Annotated in this window: 14 protein-coding genes; 4 read left to right on the top strand and 10 right to left on the bottom strand. The window is 49.1% G+C overall.

The window, feature by feature from the left end; all coding sequences use genetic code 11:
- Positions 1-437: 437 nt before the first annotated feature.
- Positions 438-1,757, top strand: coding sequence for a hypothetical protein (locus H6G21_RS14000; protein ID WP_190574032.1), 1,320 nt, complete (start codon positions 438-440; stop codon positions 1,755-1,757).
- A gap of 186 nt (positions 1,758-1,943) precedes the next feature.
- Complete coding sequence (locus H6G21_RS13995) at positions 1,944-3,008, top strand: DUF6765 family protein (protein WP_190574057.1); 1,065 nt, start codon at positions 1,944-1,946, stop codon at positions 3,006-3,008.
- Positions 3,009-3,146: 138 nt separating this feature from the next.
- Here H6G21_RS13995 and H6G21_RS13990 read toward each other — a convergent pair whose 3' ends face one another.
- The 6 genes from H6G21_RS13990 to H6G21_RS13965 form a co-directional block, all read right to left on the bottom strand.
- Entirely contained in the window at positions 3,147-4,580 is a 1,434-nt protein-coding gene (locus H6G21_RS13990) for an adenylate/guanylate cyclase domain-containing protein (protein WP_190574031.1), read from the bottom strand.
- 393 nt (positions 4,581-4,973) lie between these two features.
- A complete protein-coding gene (locus H6G21_RS13985) occupies positions 4,974-6,278 on the bottom strand; it encodes a response regulator (protein WP_190574030.1) in 1,305 nt (434 codons plus the stop codon).
- Entirely contained in the window at positions 6,275-9,055 is a 2,781-nt protein-coding gene (locus H6G21_RS13980; protein WP_190574029.1) for a CHASE2 domain-containing protein, read from the bottom strand. The genes H6G21_RS13985 and H6G21_RS13980 overlap by 4 nt, the downstream gene beginning before the upstream one ends.
- 346 nt (positions 9,056-9,401) lie before the next feature.
- On the bottom strand, positions 9,402-10,481 hold the full coding sequence (locus tag H6G21_RS13975; RefSeq protein ID WP_190574028.1) for a DUF928 domain-containing protein: 1,080 nt from the start codon (positions 10,479-10,481) through the stop codon (positions 9,402-9,404).
- A 175-nt stretch (positions 10,482-10,656) separates the two neighbouring features.
- Positions 10,657-13,212 carry a CHAT domain-containing protein gene (locus tag H6G21_RS13970; RefSeq protein WP_190574027.1) on the bottom strand — a complete coding sequence of 852 codons (2,556 nt, stop codon included), beginning with the start codon at positions 13,210-13,212 and terminating at the stop codon, positions 10,657-10,659.
- A 156-nt stretch (positions 13,213-13,368) separates the two neighbouring features.
- Positions 13,369-14,430, bottom strand: coding sequence for a PDDEXK nuclease domain-containing protein (locus tag H6G21_RS13965; protein WP_347278020.1), 1,062 nt, complete (start codon positions 14,428-14,430; stop codon positions 13,369-13,371).
- 559 nt (positions 14,431-14,989) lie between these two features.
- On the opposite strand from H6G21_RS13965, the gene H6G21_RS13960 reads away from it, so the two are divergent.
- Positions 14,990-17,482 carry a pentapeptide repeat-containing protein gene (locus H6G21_RS13960; RefSeq protein WP_190574026.1) on the top strand — a complete coding sequence of 831 codons (2,493 nt, stop codon included), beginning with the start codon at positions 14,990-14,992 and terminating at the stop codon, positions 17,480-17,482.
- Positions 17,483-17,549: 67 nt separating this feature from the next.
- Here H6G21_RS13960 and H6G21_RS13955 read toward each other — a convergent pair whose 3' ends face one another.
- The 4 genes from H6G21_RS13955 to H6G21_RS13940 form a co-directional block, all read right to left on the bottom strand.
- Entirely contained in the window at positions 17,550-18,002 is a 453-nt protein-coding gene (locus H6G21_RS13955; protein WP_190574025.1) for a hypothetical protein, read from the bottom strand.
- 293 nt (positions 18,003-18,295) lie between these two features.
- On the bottom strand, positions 18,296-18,571 hold the full coding sequence (locus H6G21_RS13950) for a hypothetical protein (protein WP_190574024.1): 276 nt from the start codon (positions 18,569-18,571) through the stop codon (positions 18,296-18,298).
- 353 nt (positions 18,572-18,924) lie between these two features.
- Complete coding sequence (locus H6G21_RS13945) at positions 18,925-19,149, bottom strand: hypothetical protein (protein ID WP_190574023.1); 225 nt, start codon at positions 19,147-19,149, stop codon at positions 18,925-18,927.
- Positions 19,150-19,557: 408 nt separating this feature from the next.
- Positions 19,558-20,745: a hypothetical protein gene (locus tag H6G21_RS13940; protein WP_190574022.1), complete on the bottom strand. Its 1,188-nt coding sequence runs from the start codon at positions 20,743-20,745 to the stop codon at positions 19,558-19,560.
- Between the two features lie 166 nt (positions 20,746-20,911).
- Between H6G21_RS13940 and pflA the strand changes: the two genes are divergently transcribed.
- On the top strand, positions 20,912-21,730 hold the full coding sequence (gene pflA, locus H6G21_RS13935; RefSeq protein ID WP_190574021.1) for a pyruvate formate-lyase-activating protein: 819 nt from the start codon (positions 20,912-20,914) through the stop codon (positions 21,728-21,730).
- The last annotated feature ends 195 nt before the right edge of the window (positions 21,731-21,925 follow it).

The following is a 21,925-nucleotide window of genomic DNA, read 5'->3' as shown; positions in this document are numbered from 1 at the left end:
GTGTTACACCTCTGATATAACAAGGCTTTGAGCTTATAGCACCAACAGATCAAGACTTGCAAGATTTAGAGATTGAGCCTATGATTCAGAAAATTCTTGGAAGACATTTAAAAACGAATTGATTTGAATTCTTTTGATCGCCTTTTCTGAATTATTTTGATCGCCTTTAAGGTTTATCTCGATGATCATAAGCATAATGTTAACGATTTCGAAAATAATAGCTAGTGATCAAAATTCATTTAATTTTTCCGTCTTTCATGACTTTAAACGTTGAATTGAGCTAGTATCTTTCTAAATTTTATTTAACTGCATTTTTCTAATCACTGAATGCAAATTACTGAATTCCCATTATTTGACTGAGCTTGATCTCAGCTTGATCTCAGTTTGATCTCAATCCGTTAATCAAATCGTCCCTCTCGCTGGAAATAAACTGACCTATGATTTTGACTCAACCATCGTTAACCGAAACCTCGACTCTTTCCATCGATCGCGCAGTACAACTGAAACAAGAAATCATTGACTTCATTTATGATGCTGAGGGCGAAGGCGCGATCGCCCTTGAACAGTACAGCGCTCGGCAATTGAAGCAGCCGAATCCAGGCAATTGGCCCAATCGAGAACTTTTGCTCACTCGATTTATGGTAGAAGATCAAACTTTAGGCAAACCCCCGATCGAAACTTTCATTCAGCACCATCCAGCCCTCTCTCCGGCTGAACAACAGCTCATCCGCAGTTGGACACAGGCGATCGTCAGCTTGTTTGAAATTACCGAAGTTCTAGGAGAGGGGTACTATCAGCTTCAAAACTGGCTAACCCAGCGTTCGTATCGTGTTCATTTAGGACACGTTGCATCGGAAATTCAAGCTCGTTTACAGCCGCAGGAAATTTGCTTAGTGCAGATTGCGCCGTTTCAAGGCGATCGCTGGATGGCCTTAACCCAGCCTGTGTTGCTTGGTCGGTTGGGGAAACCTAAACTAGCCGTTGCGATCGGGAATTTTCGGCAATGTTATCGCCGCTATCTCTACAGCGATGCCCCGGATTTATTAGAGGAATCCTGGCGATCGGTTGAGAAACAATACCATGCCAGTCAAGCGTTCTTCGGGTCATCCATTGTGACCCTACCGGGACGGCAACTTAATCAACGCCTCAAAGCTTTTCAGGATACCCTCTCTGACCAACAACTTCAGAATGCTCAAGTCAACGCAGAAGAAATTTTAGAGAATGCTATTGCAGATGCAGAAGATACTTTAACGGAAACAGAAAATAGACAGTTGAACAGCGCCAAAGCTAGCAAAATGGTGATTCCCCCCATGGAGTTACCCCCCACCCTCCAGCAGGCTGAGGCCGTCACCATGCTGACCCATCCCCGGTGGGGACAATGCTTCCTAACATCCTATGCGTCCTTAGAACAGTATTTGCAGTCGGGAAAGGGGTATTCGATCGAACAAGCAGTGCAAGCTTTCCGAAAACTGCTGAATGATCCGGCTGTTCCAGTGTTTGTCTTTCAGCATCTCGCTGCGTTGTATCCTGTAGCGGTGGAAACGCTTGTTCAACAGACCTTGGAACAACCCGATTTCACCCTTGCCCGACTTAACGACCAACTCTACGCAATGGGCAAACCTTTGGAGCCGGAGTTACCCGACACTGCCAGTGTTCCACTACACCTCCATGAATTATTTCAAGAAGCGTTCATCGCCGTCAGTAAAGCACAGGCCAAGAAGACAAAAGCCTCTCCAGCCAAAGGGTTTAAACGTTAGTACGACTCTAGCCCCCTTCCCAACGGTCAATTCTGATCAATTCAATCCATTGGGAAATCTCTCGATTGGGTCGTCGATGAAGGTCTGAATCCTGTGATTAATTAAATTTTGAAAAATTTCTCTGGAAATGGCTGGGTGATCAGCACAATAGAGTTAGATTACTGCTCGCTCTATACCGTTCTGATTATGCAAATCGATTTCCACCATGGCGTAACTTACGTCCTAGCACGCTTAGCTGGCTTCGACGATCGATCGGCCAACATCATTGCCCATAGTGCTCAGTACGTAGATGATGCAACCAACTCCGGAGTCCTTCGATTTGATAGCGGAGCCTTGTTCAGCCGGATTAGCTCGGCCCACAAAATGCTGGATTACCGGAATTTTCAGGAGTTAGCCAACCATTTCGTTTGGATTCCCTTCCACTTTTTACCCGGTAACGGTGGACTACCCGCAGGACAAGATCCCTCGGATCACTTTATTGACAAACTGATTTGTCGTCCCAACAGCGCCGTTGCCCAGGATATGGTGCGGGAATGCATTCGAGAACGGGATCATGCCTATGGGTTGCACCGTTTAGGCATCACCCTGCATGTCTATGCTGATACCTGGGCTCACCAAGGGTTTGCAGGGGTGAACCATCGCGTAAATGAAGCAAAAGACATTACAGGCTCTGATGGAAAGCCCGATCGCCGCTTGCTCGATCGTCTAGCCAATTACTTCATTAGTGAAGCCTTGCCCTTGGGGCATGGGGCAGTACTCAGTAACCCTGATAAACCCTTTTTACAATGGGGGTACACCAATGGACGCGGCGAACGAATTACTCGAAATAACCCCCGGGATTACCTAGAAGCCGCTGATGCCATGTGTCGAGTCATGCAACGCTATTGCTTAGGCAACCCCGATGCAGAGGTTTCAGGATTACCTCAAGCCGATCGCCAGTTAATTCAAGAGATGATTCAGAACATCCGAGATGATAATGGGATGACCCGTCATCAAAAATGGGTAGCTGCGATCCAAGCAGGGAAATTTAGTTTTGGAGCAGCCAATGTGCAATACGTAGCAAAAGGTCAGGGTTCCTGGAAGTTTCAAGCTGTGGGAACTGTGCGTGAGTCCGATAGTGAAAATGATGTTTTTTCCTATTCACCCACATTTCTCACCAGCAATTGGAAACTATTCCATGATGCGTTACAAGCTCATCGCTTATTTGTCATCCATGATTTACTGCCGCACTATGGAATTTGTGCAGCATAGAGAATGAATACTGGGATGACTGACTGTACATTTCCCTTCCTTATTTAGGGTTGTTATTTCTAATGAATATAGATTGGTTGCTACCGTTGCAATTTTCTCCTTGGCACATTATCCCATTAGTCTTTCATCGAGATTTCATCATGATTTAACGCTGTTAACCATCATTTGTAGTTTGCCTTTCAGCCAGTAGGTGCGCATTTCTCCCTTTCCTTTGATGGGGATAACTCCGCGCTCCTCAAATTCGTAGAGATGTTTAAGTTGTTGGTATGTAGCATCGCTAACATGAATACTTCCCGGCTGGCCATGGGATTCCATCCGGCTGGCCACATTTACCGTATCGCCCCAGAGATCATAGATAAACTTCTTCAAGCCAATCACGCCCGCCACAACGGGGCCGCTGTTAATTCCCACACGGATACTCAGGGATTCCCCTCGGTTCCGATTGATGGTTGCTAATGCAGTCTGCATGGCGATCGCCATTTCTGCAATTGCCACGGCATGATCACTCCGGGGCTCCGGCAATCCGCCCACAACCATATAGGCATCCCCGATCGTTTTAATCTTTTCCAGTCCGTACTGTTCCGCTAGTCGATCGAACTGGGAAAAAATTTCATTCAACTGTGCGACCAAATCCTGGGGGGACAATCGACTGGACAACTCCGTAAAGCCCACAATATCGGCAAATAACACCGTAGCTTCTGCAAATCCATCGGCGATGGCTTGGGGTTCGCGTTTTAAGCGATCGGCGATCGGCTCCGGCAGAATATTGAGCAATAACTTTTCCGATTTTTCCTGTTCTTGAGTCACTTGTCGGAGCGCTTGCCGGAGGGCGGTCATTGTCTCTTCCAGCTTGCGCACCGCAGGCCGAAAAATCAAAATCCCTTCCAACACCAGCACAACCAGTGTCACTCCCAACAAGCCAAATTCCAAAATTTTGAGGTGGGTGACACCATCCTTCGCCTTGTGACTATACCAACGAATAATCTCGCTATTGATCCGGGTGAATTCCTGTTCTGCTTGCAGCAAACGGGGGCCTGCAACCAACTCCTCCGGATTTGCCAGAGTCCCAGAGGGCGACAAGCGATTCGGGGCTAGCCGACGATCTCGGGGGGCCGATGGAACCGTGTTGGGGCGAGCTTGAAAGGTGGACAAGATCATTTGCGCGGCTTCCACCATGGCTTGGGAGCTGGGATCCAGCTTCTTGAGCATGGCATCCACCTCTGCAAAGTCCGCTGGCGACACCATAGACTGCAAATCCTGCCGGAGTGCATCTTTACTCGTTTGCCATTGGGTCAGAACTTGCTGGAGTTCCGTGAGGCGTTCTTGGCGTCGATCGGGATCCCGCAGCAGAGGAATGGCAATGGCATTCTTCAGCAGTTGTTGACACAGGGTCTGCCGATTTTGCGCAGTTTGAATAATTTTGAGATCCGTTGATTGTCGATCTAACTGTTTCTGAACTAGGACTTGTCCAACGATCGCCAGAGTCGCAATGGCCGTTAGCGACAACACATACAAACGGGTGAGGGGACGACTCGGTGTGGGAACCGAGGCTGGGAGCGCAGAAGTCTTCATGGGAATGACGGTGGGGAGCAACAACCGTAGGGCAAAGGGCCAAGGTTATAGGAGCCAAGCCATGGGCCAAGGCGGTCAAAGCTTTGCTGCTTCTAAGGCGGCAAGCCAGGGGTGAATAGCCCCGCTTAATATTCCCCAGTCGCTTCCTCCAATTCAGGACATCCCTAGCATGAAATATTTTCTCCGGTCATAGTGATTCATCTAAAGTTAAGTGTTGCTATAGCCAGTGCTTCCGTACCAATCGCAATCTGCGTCAATCTGCTCCAACCCTAGTTGAACAGTCAGTTAAACGGTCAGTTAAACGGTCGGTTAAATAGTTGATAAAAACATCATTTAAATCATCATCTAAACTATCGCTAAATTTATCTGAAAAACCATTAGCTAAAAAATTAACTAAACAACGGGTAAGGTAATAATAAACTCAGTTCCTACATTCGGTTTAGTCACGCAATGTAACTGGCCATGATGCTTGTCTACAATGATTTGGTGACTGATCGCCAACCCTAAGCCAGTCCCTTTACCGACTGCTTTCGTTGTAAAGGATGCCTCAAAAATTTGGTTCTGCAATTCCGCCGGAATTCCCATCCCATTGTCTTGAATCCGCACAACCGCATTTTTCTTAGACTCATCTAAGGTAATCGTAATGGTGATGACGTTGGGGCAGGCTTCAATTTCTTTATAGGAACGATTTTGATTCAGATCATCAAAGGCATCGATCGCATTGGCAATAATATTCATAAAGACCTGGTTGAGCTGACCAGGATGGCAACTAATCGGCGGAACTGGCTCAAACTGCTTAACAATCACTATTTCAGGCCGTTTCTCATTGGCCTTGAGGCGATGTCTCAGCAGCATGATGGTGCTATCGATTCCCTCATGCAAAGAAAATTCTATCTTAGACGCGATATCTGCTCGGGCAAAGGTTCTCAGCGATAGACTAATCTCTTGAAGCCGATCGACCCCCTGCTCCATCGATCGCATAATCTTGGGTAAATCTTCCGCCAGATAATCAATATCAATCATCTCCGCTAGATCGAGAATTTCCGTGCCAGGATCGGGAAACTTCTCCTGATAGAGATGGATCAAATCAAATAAATCTTGAATGTAGTCCTGCATGGGCGTAATGTTGCCCCGAATAAACCCGATCGGGTTGTTAATCTCATGGCCAATCCCAGCCACCAGTTGTCCCAGCATGGACATTTTTTCACTTTGTACCAATTGCACTTGAGCCTGTTGCAACTGGGCGAGGGACTGGGAGAGTTCGGCAGTCCGTTCCTGTACCCGTTGTTCCAACGTATGGGTCAGTTGGGAAATTTGCAGATGGAGCTTGAGGCGAGCAATGACTTCTTCCTGCTGGAAGGGTTTCGTGATGTAGTCCACTGCCCCCAATTCGAGTCCCCGGACTTTATCCATCGTTTCGGACAGTGCCGTCATAAAAATGATCGGAATATCCTGTGTTAGGGGATTGATTTTGAGTCTGCGGCAGGTTTCAAAGCCATCAATCCCAGGCATCATCACGTCCAACAGAATCAGATCGGGATGGGCATATTCCGCTTGTTCGATCGCCGACTCCCCATCGGTGGCCATTAACGCCTTCCAGCTATTCCCTTGAATTGCCTCTGACAGCACTTTTAAGTTGGTTGGATTATCATCCACCAATAGGATACAAATCGTTTGAGTCACGGTCGCCGTAATCACTGAGGAACTCCTATTTCTAAATGCACTTTAAGTAACTGCCGAATTCTGCCTGTTTGGAAATTAGCAGCGAACTTGCCTAGTTCAGAGGCAAAGGGAATAAACCGTCGATCCTGCTCAGAGATTTCTCTTAGAATGCCCTCAATTCCTGCAATATCTCCCATCATGGCAAGATGATAAAGCTGCTCCAGCACCTCCTTCGCAGGGATCAGGGCTTCTCCTTCATTGGAACTTGGGTTTCCATCTATGGCCTTGCCCGTACTTGATGCTGCCTCATCGGCTGTATAGACCCAGTTCAAATCCATTAAAGTTTGCAGGGTATTGAGGAGGTCTTCCATTTGCACGGGTTTGGGTAAGAAGGTTTTGGCTCCAACTTCCAAACTCCTTTGCCGATCGGTATCAAATACACTGGCGCTAGAGACCACGATCGGAATGGCACTCGTTATAGCATTCTTTTGTAAATGGACGATGAGTTCAAATCCATCCATCATGGGCATCGTAAGATCGGCCACAATGACATCTGGCCCATGTTCAGTTGCCATCTGAAGCCCTTGTTTTCCGTCTAAGGCCGTCAATGTCCGGAATCCAATGCTCTGGAGGAAGGCCGTTAGCATGGAACAATGGGTTTCATCATCATCAATCACTAGCACACAGGGGGCATCCCCTTGGATGCCAGTCACATTGTGATAACCCACAGGTTGCTGGGCCACATCCCAGTCTCGGGCGATCGGGAGTTCCAGATCCAACCAAAACTGACTGCCTTCTCCTAACTGACTCTGTACCTGAATTTGGCTGTCCATTAAGGCCGCAATCCGTTGACTAATCGCCAAGCCCAACCCCGTGCCATCGGGGCGCTTACCGCCTTCACCCACTTGCTCAAAGGGTAAAAAGATTTTTTCCAACTGCTCGGGAGTCATTCCAATTCCCGTGTCTTGCACTTGGAAGCGCAGAGTCACCGTTGATGCATTATCAAACCCCTCGGTGAGCGGATAGGCTTTAAAGGTAACGCCTCCTTGATCGGTAAATTTAATCGCATTACCTAACAAGTTGATGAGTAATTGCCGCAATCGTTTTTCATCGACTTGAATCCCCGTGGGCAATCGATCGCTCATCTCGACATAAAAGCCAATTCCTTTTTGATCGGCGCGAATGCTGCAAATTTCCGTGACCGTATGGAGGAAACTGGTGAGATGTACGCTGGAAGGAAACAGTTCTAACTTACGCGCTTCAATTTTGGAGAGATCTAAAATGTCATTAATCAACATCAACAGGTGAGAACCACATTGATGAATAATTTGTACCCCGTCTAAATCCTTGGTACTGAGATGGGCGGATCGTTCTAGAACTTGCGCATACCCCAAAATGCCATTTAATGGGGTTCGCAACTCATGGCTCATATTGGCCAAAAATTCACTTTTGGCTTGGTTTGCAGAGTCCGCTGCGAGCTTGGCGGCATGGAGTTCGCGGGTGCGCTCTTCAACCTTGACCTCCAGATTTTTGGAGTAATCAACCAGTTGGCTGTTCGCGATCTCCAGTTGTTGATTGGTATCTTCTAGCTTTTGCTGTTTATAGGCATTCGTTGTTGCAATGACACTGGTAATCAGCGCTGCTAACGTCGGCGAAATAGGAACCAGCCATCCTCCTAGAAAAGCACCATAGGCTCCCACTAAAACCACGCCAGTTGCGCCCAAGGTTGCCCAGAAAATTCGGCCCCCTACGATTCTACGGCGAGTTTGAGTGCTAGCCAGCGTCCAACAGCCTGCTGAGCCGAGTAGCGACCACAGGAAAATCCAGCCCGCTAGTTGCTCTCCAGAAAATCCTGTCAGGGTGGTGCCACCGTGCTTGGCTCCTCGCACTAATTGATAGGCAATATTGGCATGAATGACCACACCGGGGGTTGGCTTTTGGGCGTACAACCAGGAATTACTAAAGGGGGTTCCAAAAAAGTCATTGGTGCTGGTTGCTGTCGAACCAATAAAGACCATGCGATCGCGCATTAAATCCGCTGGAATACGCCCTGCTATTACATCTCGCATCGTCACGGTGCGGAAGGCCGTCTCTGAGCCATGCCAATTCAGCAGAATCTGATACCCCCCTAAATCCCCTTCGGTGTATCCCGCTTCCTGGTTTTTCAATGGGACGTAGGTGGCTTTGCCCAGCTTAAATTTTTGCTGCTTGGGATCTACACTTTCTAAGGCAATGTTGTCTGCTTCTAAATACTTTAAGGCTACATAGGTTCCCAAACTTGCCTTGATCGCGCCTTTATCCTTGGCATCTTCCACCGTCAGCAAGGCTCGACGCACTTGCCGATCGCCATCTAGGACTAAATCCGCTAGCCCCACTTGATTGAGCTTCTTTAACTCTGGGGATGGGGGAACTCGATCGCCGGTTACTTTCTCCACCCCGATCAAGCTTGGCGTTGTTTGAAACACTTTGACCAATTTGTCATGGCCACTGCCTTCCGGCAAATCTCGGTAAAGATCGAGCCCAATGGCCCGAGGTTTCTGATCCCGAATTTTTGTAATGAGGTCAGCCAAGGCCCAGTCTGGAATCGGCCACTTTTTGACGGAGCGAATATCCTCTTCGTCAATGGTGACCACCACCACGGAATCTGCTAAGGTATCCTGCGATCGTAATCGAAAGAACTCATCTCGCGTCTTCCATTCGGATAAGTTGAACAGTCCCACTAACTGACCAGAGATTACAGCTAGGGTCACTGTTGGAGTAATAATACAAACACTACGAGTGTCTTTAACTAACTGTCTAAACCTATGCCACATAGATACGGCAAGTTTCATAAAAATCAAAACTGGAATGAACTATAGAGCTACAGTAGATTTAGCAAAATGTGCTGTGATAAATTGCTCAATTGGTTTCGCGAATCGCTCTCAGACATAGCCCTCAGACATAGCCCTCAGACAAATCTGAAAACCCTACGCGACAACCAACGGGAGGCAACTACATCACAACACATTTTTTAGGGATGCTTTCTGCGTTCAGCTCGTAGATTGTTACCCTAAATTTGGGAGGGGATACACCCATTAGAATCAAACCCCAACGGGGTAGCCTCCACTTGCAAAATCCACTATCCCAAAATTCACTATGTGGATGGCATTATGGATGGCATCAATAGGCCAATGCCAGCATGGGGGCTTTCTCAATGTCTTTGAGACCTACAGAGGACAGCAGATCAGTCCATTGTTTGTTGAAGGTTTCGCTATTGGGTTGTGCCGATCGTACGGCTGACAAGGTCGCAACGCAGTCATACCAGACTCCCGCCTTACCCAACGCTTCAGCCCGTTTTAATCCATCCGTCTGCTGCAACAACGTAGCCAGTTCAGCGCTTGGTTGAATCCGTTGCACCCAACCATCCACGTAGGGAGTACTGGGGCTAAGTTGACCATCCACATTCAGGGCTAGGAACCACTGGTAATTCTTGGATACTTCCAAAGCGGGTGCATCAGCAGGCAGCGTAACCGCCATGATTCCAGCTTGGCCTGAGACGGGTAAGGTCATCTGATATTGAGTGTTGCCGGCTTCGTCCTTAAGGCTAAAAACCGCCTCTTGGGCAGACGAGGCTGGCACATACACGAGAATGGTGGGTCGCTCAGAAATCGTTGTTCCGAAGTAGCTTTGGGGCAGGAGGGCTTTGATAGCGGCAGGGCCATCAGCACTCACCATCGAAGGATTGAGATAGTACGTTCCTACGCGAGAGGCTCCCCCGGCGGCTGAAGTGGGTGCACCGTTGCCACTGAAGAACTCACCCCGGGAGGCCCCCCCTGTGGTCACCTTGGGGGTACCATTACCGCTGAAAAATTGGCCGCGAGAAGCCCCACCCGTGGCAACTTTGGGTGCACCATTGCCGCTGAAGAACTGACCGCGCGAGGCTCCCCCCGTGGCCATTCTGGGAGCGCCCTTACCACTGAAGAACTGGCCACGAGACGCTCCTCCAGTGGCAACTTTGGGTGCACCATTGCCGCTAAAGAATTGCCCACGGGAAGCTCCCCCAGTAGACTGTCGAGGTGCACTATTGTTGCTCGGTGGCACAAATTTAAATGCTCCGCGCGAGGCTCCCCCAGTAGACTGTCGAGGTGCGGTGTTGTTGGCCGGTGGTGTGAAGGTCAGCGCGTGAGCACTGGAAGGGAGGAGGCAGCTAGTGATCACAGCAAAAATACTGAGCGTACCGGCGAAAGTAGGATGTTTCATGGTCTTTACACCTAACTTGGTGAAAATTTGAGGTAGATTCTAGAATCGTCAAATTGGGGCCTAACTGCATCCTAGGCAAGTTCCCTGCGTTTCGTCTGCCGAGACTTCACGGAATTTTGCAGCGGCAACGCAAATTTCTTAGTTTTTGGGATCTCTAAGTTGCTTTTGGGGATCTTTATTGCCAATTTCCAACGAGAACAAAGGCTGACCAGAAGAAGGGATCTCGAAAGTCTGTTTTCTGAATCAGTTCGATTTGGGCTTGTCGCAAAGCTTCTGCTTTTGAGATCCCCGGTTGGCGGAGTTGCTGATAAAAGCTAGTCATCAGTTGAGAGGCGGCGTTGTCTTTGACCGGCCAGAGGGACGCGATCGTCGATCGCGCACCCGATTTGACGGCTAAGCCTGCGAGCCCAAGTACGGCACGATCGTCTCCCGTCGCTGTATCACAAGCACTGAGTACCAACAGTTCGATCGGTTTCGTCGTATCCCCTTGGCGTTTTTTCAGCAATTCTGAGAGTTCTTTCACGTTAACCTGACCATCCCAGGTCAACAGGAACGTATCTTCCATCCGCGAGCTGAATTGTCCATGGGTGGCTAGGTGCACGACATTGGCTTGGCTATTGTTAACCTCTTGGGCTAGGGCGGAGCCTGTGAACTCTTGGTTAAATAGCGTTGCAGCGGGTACGGTTTTGGAAATTTTCTTCACTTCTGCTTCCACACCGGGTAGAGCCGCATAGCCCGATCGCGCTTCGCTAATACCCCCTACAATGGCATCAATTTGGTTAGAGTTCAGTGATTGGGACGCCATCAATTGCAGCCCCGGTGACAGGGTAACGGCATACTTTTCAACCAGGTATTGTTTGCCATCGTAGAGGGCGGCCATGGGAATGTTCCGTAATCGACCATCTAAGACAAACACCAACGTCTTGGTATTTTTCAGGGCTTGGGCTTCTTCCGCTGGACGAATTAGCCAATCATAGAGTTGCTTAGAAAGGCGATTTCGATCCTTGATGTTAGAGACTGGACTCAGGGCAGCCAGCATTTCCGTTAGCGTTTGTTCAACGTCTGCTTGAGGCTTGGGAGTGGAATAGTAACGGAGGGGCTGTCCTGCGGTGGAATGAATGATGGCCAAGCGATCGGGCAGGATGATCGGATAGACCACTGTAGCCGTGGGATCGATTTGATCGATTTGCTGGGTTTTGTCTAAACAAGCTTCTCGGAAGAAGTTGTCGAGCTCTGCCACCTGAAGGGATTCAATCAAATCGCGAGCTTGGACTAAATTGGCTTGACTGGGTTGTCCATCCAATAAGAGGGCGACCAATTCTCGGTAAACGGGTTCCACACTTTCTCGGAAGGAAAACTGCATGTCCGGATTCACCGCCACCAAATCGCCGCGCATGGCCTGCAAGGCTTTAACCGCTTCGGTGTAGTGGGCGATCGCCTCCAATCGATCGCCTTGAATCCGATGCAATTTACCCAATTGCCAGGTGGATTGGGCAATAATATCGTCTGCTTGAATTTGACGGGCGAGTTGCAGGGAGCGTTGGCTCAGGGTTTTGGCTTCGTTCCACTGTTTTGTCCGTTGATACCATTGGCTCCACTGGTTCAGGGCATGGGCTTCGGCTTGCGAGTCTTGAAGCTGCTGGGCCGATCGCACGGTTTTTTCCAGAAGTTGGCTAATGGCCGGGATAGAAACCGCCTGAGCTGGATTCTCAAAGCGGTTCAGCATAGCCGCAAAGTTAATGGCGGTGTAGAGGGAGGTGCGGCTGGCGGGCAGTTGCTGGATTTGTTCCAAAATTTGGGGAGCCAGGGGAGCAGCTTCATCGGTCAAGCCGTAGTCTGCAAACAGCTTAAACCGTTGGAGGCGGGACTGGAGTCGATCGAGGGGGGCGGTCGCCACTTTGTCAGCTTCTTCAAAGTAGAGGAGGGCTTCATCTGGATTGCCGAGATCAGCGGTTGCCCGCCCCAAGTTTTGCAGTAAATCGCTGACCTCTGTTGTGAGATTCAGTTTTCGGGCAATCTCTAATGCCTGTTCCAATACCTTTTGGCTGTCTGCATTGGCCCCAATCATGTGCAGCGCCGATCCCAACGATCGTAGCCCACTCACCTTAATGTCTGAGTCGGGCATGGCCTTGAGCATCTGATTCAGGGCTTCCAATTGCTGTCTAGACCGGCGATAAAAGCCCAACGTTTGCAGGGCTTGGGCTTGGTTAATCTGACTCCCAATACTTCCCACCCGATCGCCCGCCTGTTCATAGTACTTCTGGGATTGTTGCCAAGTGTCTAAGGCTGCCTGGGCTTTGCCTGTGGACAGGAGCAACTTGGCTTGGGTATTCAGACTTTGGGCCCAAAGAATGGCATCGGCGGCGGGAGTGGCTGCTTTGAGGAGGTTTAAGCTTTCTTGGATGGCAATGTCTGCTTCTTTCCATTGGCTGAGTTCTTGATAGCCCAGGGAGACATAGCTTAAGGCTAGGGCTTGGTTGAGGCGATCGCCAGCGGTTTGATATTGTTGTGCAGCGGCTTTCCAGGCCAGAATAGCTTCAGAAAATTGGCCCGCACGGTAGCGATCGCGGCCCTGAGCTAATCCAGACATTTCCGTCGAACCTACCGTGAGCGCATTGCTGGGCAAGGAAGTGGAAGCGAACGCAGGCGTCGGCAGGAGTGTGGTGCTGACGCCCAGCAGACCGAAGCAGGCAGATAGCCACAGCGATTGGGATCGGAAGCGGAAGGTCATAGGATATGCTCAGTAACTGGCTGAAGAAATCTATGGGATGTACTGCCATGTTTCCCTATTTTTAGCCGCAATCAACAGGGAGCCATAAAGTGATGGCTGAAATGTCCGATCGAGCTCCTTGCTCAGTGGCCCAGGTATGGGCTATCGACTGCACCGTTATGGGCGCTCTGCTTGCTCGACTTGCTCGACTTGCTCGACCAGATCGGAAAGGACCGTGTTAATCTCCATTTCTAATTGCTCGATCGTGGGGAGTTGGTCTTCCAATTGTTTCGGTAAGCGATGGGTGGAAATTGCGATGGGTGAATTGACATTTCTAAGGGCATATTCGGCGATCGTCTTATTTTTATCTCGACATAGGATGATGCCGATCGTCGGATTGTCGCTGGGGTGCCGTAGCAAATCATCGATCGCCGCCACATAGAAATTCATCTTGCCAGAGTACTCGGGTTTGAATGCCGTCATCTTGAGTTCGATCGCCACATAACACCGGAGTTTGAGGTGATAGAACAGCAAATCGACAAAAAACTCTTCCCCAGCGACCTCTAGGCGGTACTGGCTCCCCACAAAGGCGAATCCAACCCCCAGTTCCAACAAAAAATCGCGGATATGGGTAATGAGTGCTGCTTCGAGATCCCGTTCCTGGGCCTCTTTCCCCAGCGTTAAGAATTCCAAATGATAGGGATCTTTAATCAACTGCTGGGCGAGATCGGACTGCGGTTGCGGCAACGTGCGATCGAAATTTGTCACCGCATTCCCCTGGCGACGGTAGAGGTTGCTCTCGATCTGTAAAGCCAGCACATCGCGACTCCAGCCATTTTCTAGGGACTGCTGGGCATACCACGCCCGCTCCTCGGATTGCTTGAGCTTGTCTAGCAAGACCAGGTTATGCCGCCAAGGAATTTGTGCAACGCAGCGCTGCACAAATGCTGGATCAGGATAAGCCTCCGCAAAGGCCCGCATGTACTTGAGATTACGGGCGGAAAAGCCGCCCAAGGTGGGAAACTCCTGCTTGAGATCGCGGGCCAAGCGATCGATGACCTTGGTACCCCAGCCTTCACGCTGCTGTTGTTCTAGGATGGTTTGCCCAATCTGCCAATACAACAGAATCAACTCCTGGTTGACAGCCAAAGCGGCTCGTACCTGCGCCGATCGAATGCGACGTTTCAGATCCAGCAGGGTTTGTTCGTAGAGGCCCGACGGCAAAGATCGATCGCTCACAAGACTCCAATCAGAAAAAATTTGCTCATAGGTTGGCTCATAGGGCTTACCAGTCTACGGTTCCCCTGCTGCGGTACCCCATGTATTGTCATCCTAGGGGCATCGGTGCCACGTTAGGTGCGCGATCGTTGGCTCTCCTTGGGGATCAGCAAAGATTTGTTGAGATACCCAAAACTATGTGAGCATCTATTGACTTGGTCACTGATCCCCCCGGTGAAAGACTTTTTGAGTTTTCCCAAAAGGCTTGCCCCATCTAGCTTTCCGGCAGATCGTTAAAAATCAAAGTAACAAATATCACAATAAGTCAGCAAGTTGTACGCAGGACTTTTGACTGTTACCAAATTAACAATATCTGGTTAGGTGGAAAGTTTGTGATTCCGGATACAAATTTAGCGTAATACACGTTCAGCCCGAGACCTATTGAGCTTGAGACCTATTGAGCTTGAGACCTAATTCAGCTTGAGACCTATTCAACCTAATAGCCATTCAGCCTGAGACCTAATAGCCATTCAGCCTGAGACCTATTCAGCCTAGCTAGAGTTTGGGAGGGGAGTATTCGATGGAACCGTTCAACCCTGATAGTAGCTACGTTGGGCAAGACTTTTCACACCAAGACTTTGCAAATCAGAACTTGACCGGGAAAGATTTGAGCCGCGCAAACTTCAGCCACGCCAACTTGCAGGGAGCGATTCTGCGGCAGGTGAACTTGCGGGGAGCCGACCTCTCAGGAGCCGACCTCAGAGGGGCTGACCTAGCGGGCGCTTGCCTGCGTCGTGCCAACTTGGAGCACGTGAATCTCGATCGGGCCAACCTAGAAAACGCTGATTGTGGGGCTGCCAAGTTCTCCTATGCAACCCTGCGATCGGCCAATTTAAATCGGGCTTCCCTACGAGGGGTCAATCTGTCCGGTGCCGATTTGACGGGAGCTACGGCCATCCATAGCGAATTTCGGGGGGCCAAGCTACAGAACGCCATTTTGGTGGAAGTGGACCTGAGCCGTGCTGAGTTAATTCGGACCAACTTAACCCAGGCCAATTTAGAAAACGCGATTCTGCGGGGAGCTACGCTGAATAATGCGGTGATGAAAGCGGCCAACCTGACCCAAGCCGATCTACGTCCCGATCCCCAGAATGAGAATTGCATCACGCAACTGATCAGTGTGAAATTATCTGGGGCGAAGCTGTGTCAGGCGCGGCTCGATCGCTGCCATGCCCGTCGATCGCACTTTGCCGATGCGGATCTCCAAGCGGCCAACTTCACCGCAGCCCGATTGCTCAATACCAATTTTGAAGGAGCCAATCTGAATGGAGCCAACCTAGCCCAAGCCGATCTTGGGGGGGCACTGCTGACCAAAGCCCAATTGATCGGTGCAGATTTGAGGGCCACTATCCTGCGGGGGGCTTCCCTCCGGGAGGCGAATTTGGAACACGCCGACCTGACCCAAGCGCAGTTACAAGGGGCTTACCTGCATGGGGTCAACCTCCGGCAGGCTCAGTTAGTCCGGATTTATGCCAAACGAGCCAACTTCAACCGGGCACAGTTGCAATCGGCCAATCTCCAATATGCGGAATTGCTGAATGCGAGCTTTGAAGAAGCGAATCTCAATTGTGCGAATTTAGGCGATGCCCGACTCAGTAATTCGCTGTTTGGCAGTGCCATCCTGAGCAATGCCAATTTAGCATCCGCAGTTTTGATTGGCGCATCTTTACAAAATGCCCAGCTAGAACGGGCTAACCTCGATCGGGCTGAACTGCAAGGGTCTTACTTCAAAAGTGCCAATCTCTGCGATGCCAGCTTGCAAGGGGCAAGATTGAGCCGTGCCAAACTTAAGCGGGCGATTCTGACTCGCGCCAACTTTAATCGGGCGAATCTGCGGGGAACGGATCTGCGCTATGCGTTTTTGCAGGATGCCCAACTCAATCAAGTCAAGATTGAAGAGTCGGACTTAACGGGGGCCGATTTGACCCGAGCCTCATTGCGAGATACGAATCTCAGCCGGACTAACCTGTCCTCTACCATACTACGGGAGGCCAACCTGCAAGGGGCGCAGTTGACCGGGGCCGATCTGAGCGATACGGATTTATCCCAGGCTAATCTCCAAGCGGCTCAACTCTCCCGATCGAAGTTAGCCGCAGCCAACTTAACCGGAGCCAACCTCCAGAAAGCTATTTTAAATCGGGTCAATTTGAGTGATGCCCTTTTGACCCAGGCCAACCTCAGTCAAGCGGAACTTATCCGAGCTTACTTGAGTGGAGCGTCTTTCGATCGGGCAAATTTGAGAAATGCTAGGATTGGCAGTTCCTACTTAGTGGGCGTGAACTTTTATCGTGCGGATCTCACCCAAGCCTATTTTTGTCGGGCCTATGCCTGCCATACCGATTTCACAGAGGCTATTCTGAACAGTGCTGATATGCGCTTCACGGATTGTTTGGGGGCGATCTGGCAGGCTGTTCAGGTTCAGAAAACTTTGTTTGGTTCCAATCAGGGGATTGCTGCGGAAGTTCGTGATCAGTTAGTTCAGTTCGGCGGTTTGTGGGAGGAAGATGAGCATCCGTTAAACTATGCCACTGTGGGCGTTCATGAACCTGATATCGACGATCGCTTAACCGATTTTCAAGATGCCTTAGAACGGTTGGATGAATCCATTGATCGGCTTGAGGATGTGATTCGAGGCTTTCAGGAGAAAGGGCGGCACAAAATTGCAGATTATCTGATGCAAAGGGGCCAAATCGTGAAAATGCAACAAGAACGATTACTGGATAAACGGGAAAGGCTACGCGCTGAGATTAACCAAGTAACGAAAGAAAATCTAACACAAAAAGAATTCAAAACCTTTATCAACAAAATTAGTCAAAATATTCACAATATTAGTGAATTGCGGCGAGGATTGGATAATCATTGCTTAAATGCCCACAATCTTAATTTTAATCTTGATAGAATGATCCTGGAAATTGACCCGGATGATATTCACCTATCGGAGGACGACGAGGAATTCACTGATCCAGATGAGCTTGACCCAGATGAGCTTCAGGAAGGAGATGGGGAAGATTGAGATTGCTCTTTCCAAGTCCCGACTTGTAGACATGGCTGCAATAGGTCTTCCCGACCAGCCTAGAGCGCTAGCCATCATCTTGCTCCTCTGTTTCATCATCCCGATCGGAGGATCCCTTCGGAAAGAGATCACGGGTTACCACGTAGCATAGACCAATCACATCCGATGCTAAGGCTCCTAGAAAGGTGAGCTGCATTCTTTCTGTATACACCGTAATCTTCATTGCAGGCAGCGAAAGAATCACCATCAGCCAGAGGGGAATGATGTACATCGGTACGACCAATGCCTTTAATACAGTCGATCGGGAGGTAATCCGATGCTGGAGTTCAGCTCCTTTGCGGCCTTCATCCGTTTGCAGATCGAGGTCATCATCCCCAATTTTCAACTGTTCAACGGTTTGGCTGGCATAGATTTTACCGATCGGGCGGGTTTCCGGATCACTGACTTGAAAACTATCCGGGGTAATTCCTTTTGCATTCAGGTATTCATCAATAATTAACCGAGGTACTTCCCTAGGCATTTCAATATCCTCCAAAAAACTGATTCCATCAGCTCTCTAGGAATACCTCAATGTCTAGAAAACCACCTCGGATCTCATGCACCTGGGATGTAGTATCCATGATGCAATCGCAATGCAACTGTTAGGGCGATGTTATGTGAGTTTGAGTGTAATTGGGTATAACACTGCAATCCTGCTCAACACGCGGTTAACAAGAGTTTGTCAGATCCATGAATTTTAGGGGGTTTTAGTGGAAGGAGATCCAGTCGAGATTGAAGCTACAGAGTAGGAATGACAGCACGATTCCCTCTAGTTTAATCAGGAATCACGATTTCCTTAATCACTCTATCGCCTTCAATGACGCCTAAACTCCGTCCTTGACTTTTGGCTTCCTGAGCAATCGCATACAACGCTAATCCAGTGCGTAGGATTTCTGCCATGTTCTTGCCGGATTCTTCAGCCAACTCCTGGAGCGATTCGTAGGCAGCGGGCGCAAGATCAAGATTCAGTCGTTTCCGCTGGGTTCTTGTACTGGTCGGACTTCGATCGTTATCCGCCTCAGCCTCTTTATTTGCTTTAGCCTTTGGCATACCGTATGCCTCCTTGGTGAACTGAACGAACGGTGGAATTTATCCCCTCATGGTGGTCGGTTCCTAAAACCGAGACCTAATGTTTCATGGGTGTATCCATTAAATCCGTACAGCCTGAACATATTCCAAAAAGTAAACATTTTTTACAAAGTTTTTTATACAATTTTTAATCTGAAATTGTATATTTAGGGCATAAAGTATGCATTCCGCGCACAAAGCATGGCGATCGAGATAGAACCTGCATAGAGTCCTTGTCCGGGAGGGCTATGCAGGCGTAGGAAGAAGACCCACGGTGGGCGGACAGGGCAAGAACGGAATGGGGAGTGGCAAGTTCCCCTCCTTGTGGGGCTAGATTAGCGAATGGACTCCCAAATCACACCAATGCAGATGAGACAACAGATCACGGCCAAAATGCGACCGAGGGTGGGCACTAAGAATCCGATTAAGGTTGGGATGATGGCGTGGGCTCCCACTGCGCCAAAAATCAGCAGTGCGACCATGAAGCCGAGGGAACCAATGCAGAAGTATTTCAGAAGATGACCCGAAATTTCGATCAACGGACGATGGGGGCGGAGCATGGCACAAACCTCCCTGTTTGTTTGATAGTGAGGGTGTTGTAGCGAACCGAATGGAGATTGAGAGGGGCTGAGAAGTCTTTTCTGAGAAGCCTTTTCTGAGAAGTCTTTTCTGAGAAGCCTTTTCTGAGGACATTTCTCTGAAGACTGCTCTCTGAGGACATTTCTCTGAAGACTGCTCTCTGAAGACATTTAACGGGTATATTCAGCTTTTAAAACTGAATATAACTACATTAAATATGTATTTTTTGTGTATGTCAACGGGGTCTCCCTAAGTTGGGACAGGACACGACAAAACACGACAAAACACGACAATCTCCAATCGGGGGCTCCATGGGAGGAAGGGGCTTATTACGATACCTGCGGTTCCTACAACACCTGCCAGACTCTCGCCACCCAGGGTTTTCCTGCTTAACCGGATTCTAGAGTGGCCCAAACGTCATCTTCTAGGGTGTCCAGATTGGATTGGGGTGAAGACTCCGCTAGGGCTTGTTCTATGGGAAGGGAAGGGGTAGGTGCATTCATTGGGGACGGATCTGATGAATCACTCAGTAAATCACTTAACGGATTACTGAATGAATGATCTGACAAATTATCTAATGAATGATCTAATGAATCAGTTGATAAATGACGATCGGAGTCATCCTCCAAATCATTGCCAAAATTAATGGACTTCATCACACGCCAACCCGTTTGGGAACCCATTTTTCCTGTTTTGACAAACGTCCAACAGCCTCGCTGGAAGCCAGGTTGACTACTAGAACACTTCGGTTTGACGCCAATTAAATGCTCCACTTCTTCTGTACTGAGGAGCCAATTCTCCGTTGCGGCCTGCTCCAGTACTTGCATGTACCACAGGGGATTAAACGGCTGCAATCGACTCGCGATCGTTCTTTCGAGTTGTGCCAAGGATTGCGCGATCGCTGTCACCTGCAATTCTAGGCTAGGATAGCTGGGCTGACCTGTTGCCCTAGGTTCTACCGGAGCTTCTACCGGATGTTCTACCGGGGCTTCTACCGGGGCTTCTAGCGGGGCTTCTACTGGAGTTTCTACCGGAGTTTCTGTCAGGACTGCTGCTGGGGGAACTTCTACCGGGACTGCTACTGGAGGGGCTGCTACTGGAGGGGCTGCTGCTGGAGTTGGGAGGGTTAGTTCCCTGGCCCATTGGCGTAGGAAGTTGGCGGTGTCTGGATTGCCCCGTTCATTGAGTTGCGCTGCCACCTGTTGCATCAATTGCACAAACTCCGGTGTTAGCAACTCTGCATGGGCACTTAACAGTTTTGCTTCCGCGCCCTTAGGACAATCGAGGAGGGCTTGAATTAACTTCAGAGACGTTTGGAGCCGATCGTCGATCGGGGAATTTTCTGACTCCTGGGCCAGTACATGGGCCAGTTGTGCTTCCCAGTAGCGTAGGAACTTGGCCGTTTTCCCATCGCCTTCCTGCAAAAGTTGAGCCGCCACCTCCTCCATCACCGTTAACAATTCTGGAGTGACCAAACGTTCATTCCGTTGCAACAATTCCCACTCTTCACCTCGGGGACAGTTAATCAACGCTTGGACTAAGTTGAGATAGCCAGAGAGATTATGGTGGCGGCGCATGGGTAAATCATCCCCTTAATCTAAAAAATGGGATCGCTGATAGCTTTACTCTAAAGACGGGATATGAGGAAATTGTGAGGACGTGGTGCAAGGCTAGTCTTCACAACTTCCTCAAAATGTTGGTCTATAAATACAATCAGATTAGCCCAGGCTGAGGTGCTACCCCATGGCTTACACTCCCGCTCGATCGCCCCTCCACACCAGTGAAACGGGCCATACCCACTCAACAGGCCATATCCACCCAACGGGCTATACCGATACAACAGGCTATGTACACTCCTTTGAAAGCTGTGGCACAGTAGACGGGCCAGGAATTCGCTTTATTGTGTTCACTGCCGGGTGCCCTCTGCGCTGTCTCTATTGTGCCAACCCCGATTGCCGAAATTTTGAAAATGGCAAGTTGCAGACGATCGAAACCATTATGCAGCAGGTGCGGAAATATAAAAGTTATATGACTGCATCGGGGGGAGGCATTACGGTGAGTGGGGGAGAACCCTTGATGCAGCCAGATTTTGTGCGATCGTTGCTGCATCAATGTCAGGCAGAGGGCATTCATACGGCCTTAGATACCTCTGGATTTTGTGATTTAGACGTTGCAAAACCTGTTTTAGAATATGTCAATTTAGTCTTGTTAGATATTAAATCCTACGATCCTGAAATCTATCACAAAGTTACCCACGTTGATTTACAACCCACATTAACCCTTGCAAAATATTTAAGTGATATTGGTAAGCCTGTATGGATTCGTTTTGTCCTCGTTCCGGGACTGACGGATGCGCCCCACAATATTGCAGGGCTGGCGGATTTTTTATCCTCGCTACAGAATATTGAGCGGGTGGAAGTGCTTCCCTTTCATCAGCTGGGGCAATACAAGTGGGCAGAGTTGGGCTATGACTACCAATTAAAAGAAACCCAACCGCCTACCCCAGAGCAGGTAGAAGCCGCGATCGCCATTTTTAGAAGTCGAGGTCTCACGGTGTTCTAGGCAAAATTGCCACTGTACCGGAAGGCGTATTGTTTAAAACGGACTGACTTTAAAAATAGCGTCAAAAAAGTATAGCGTCAAAAAAATATAGCGTCAAAGCGTAATTTATTAAAAATTCTTGTTACGAAATCTTGTTACTAACTCTTGCTTACGAAATCTTGTTACAACACTTTATTGCAATTTTTTAGACCCGAT

The sequence above is a fragment of the Alkalinema sp. FACHB-956 genome, assembly GCF_014697025.1.
Taxonomy (GTDB): domain Bacteria; phylum Cyanobacteriota; class Cyanobacteriia; order Leptolyngbyales; family Leptolyngbyaceae; genus Alkalinema.
Note: the sequence above shows the minus strand (reverse complement) of the source record. Positions and strands in the feature narration are given on the sequence as shown.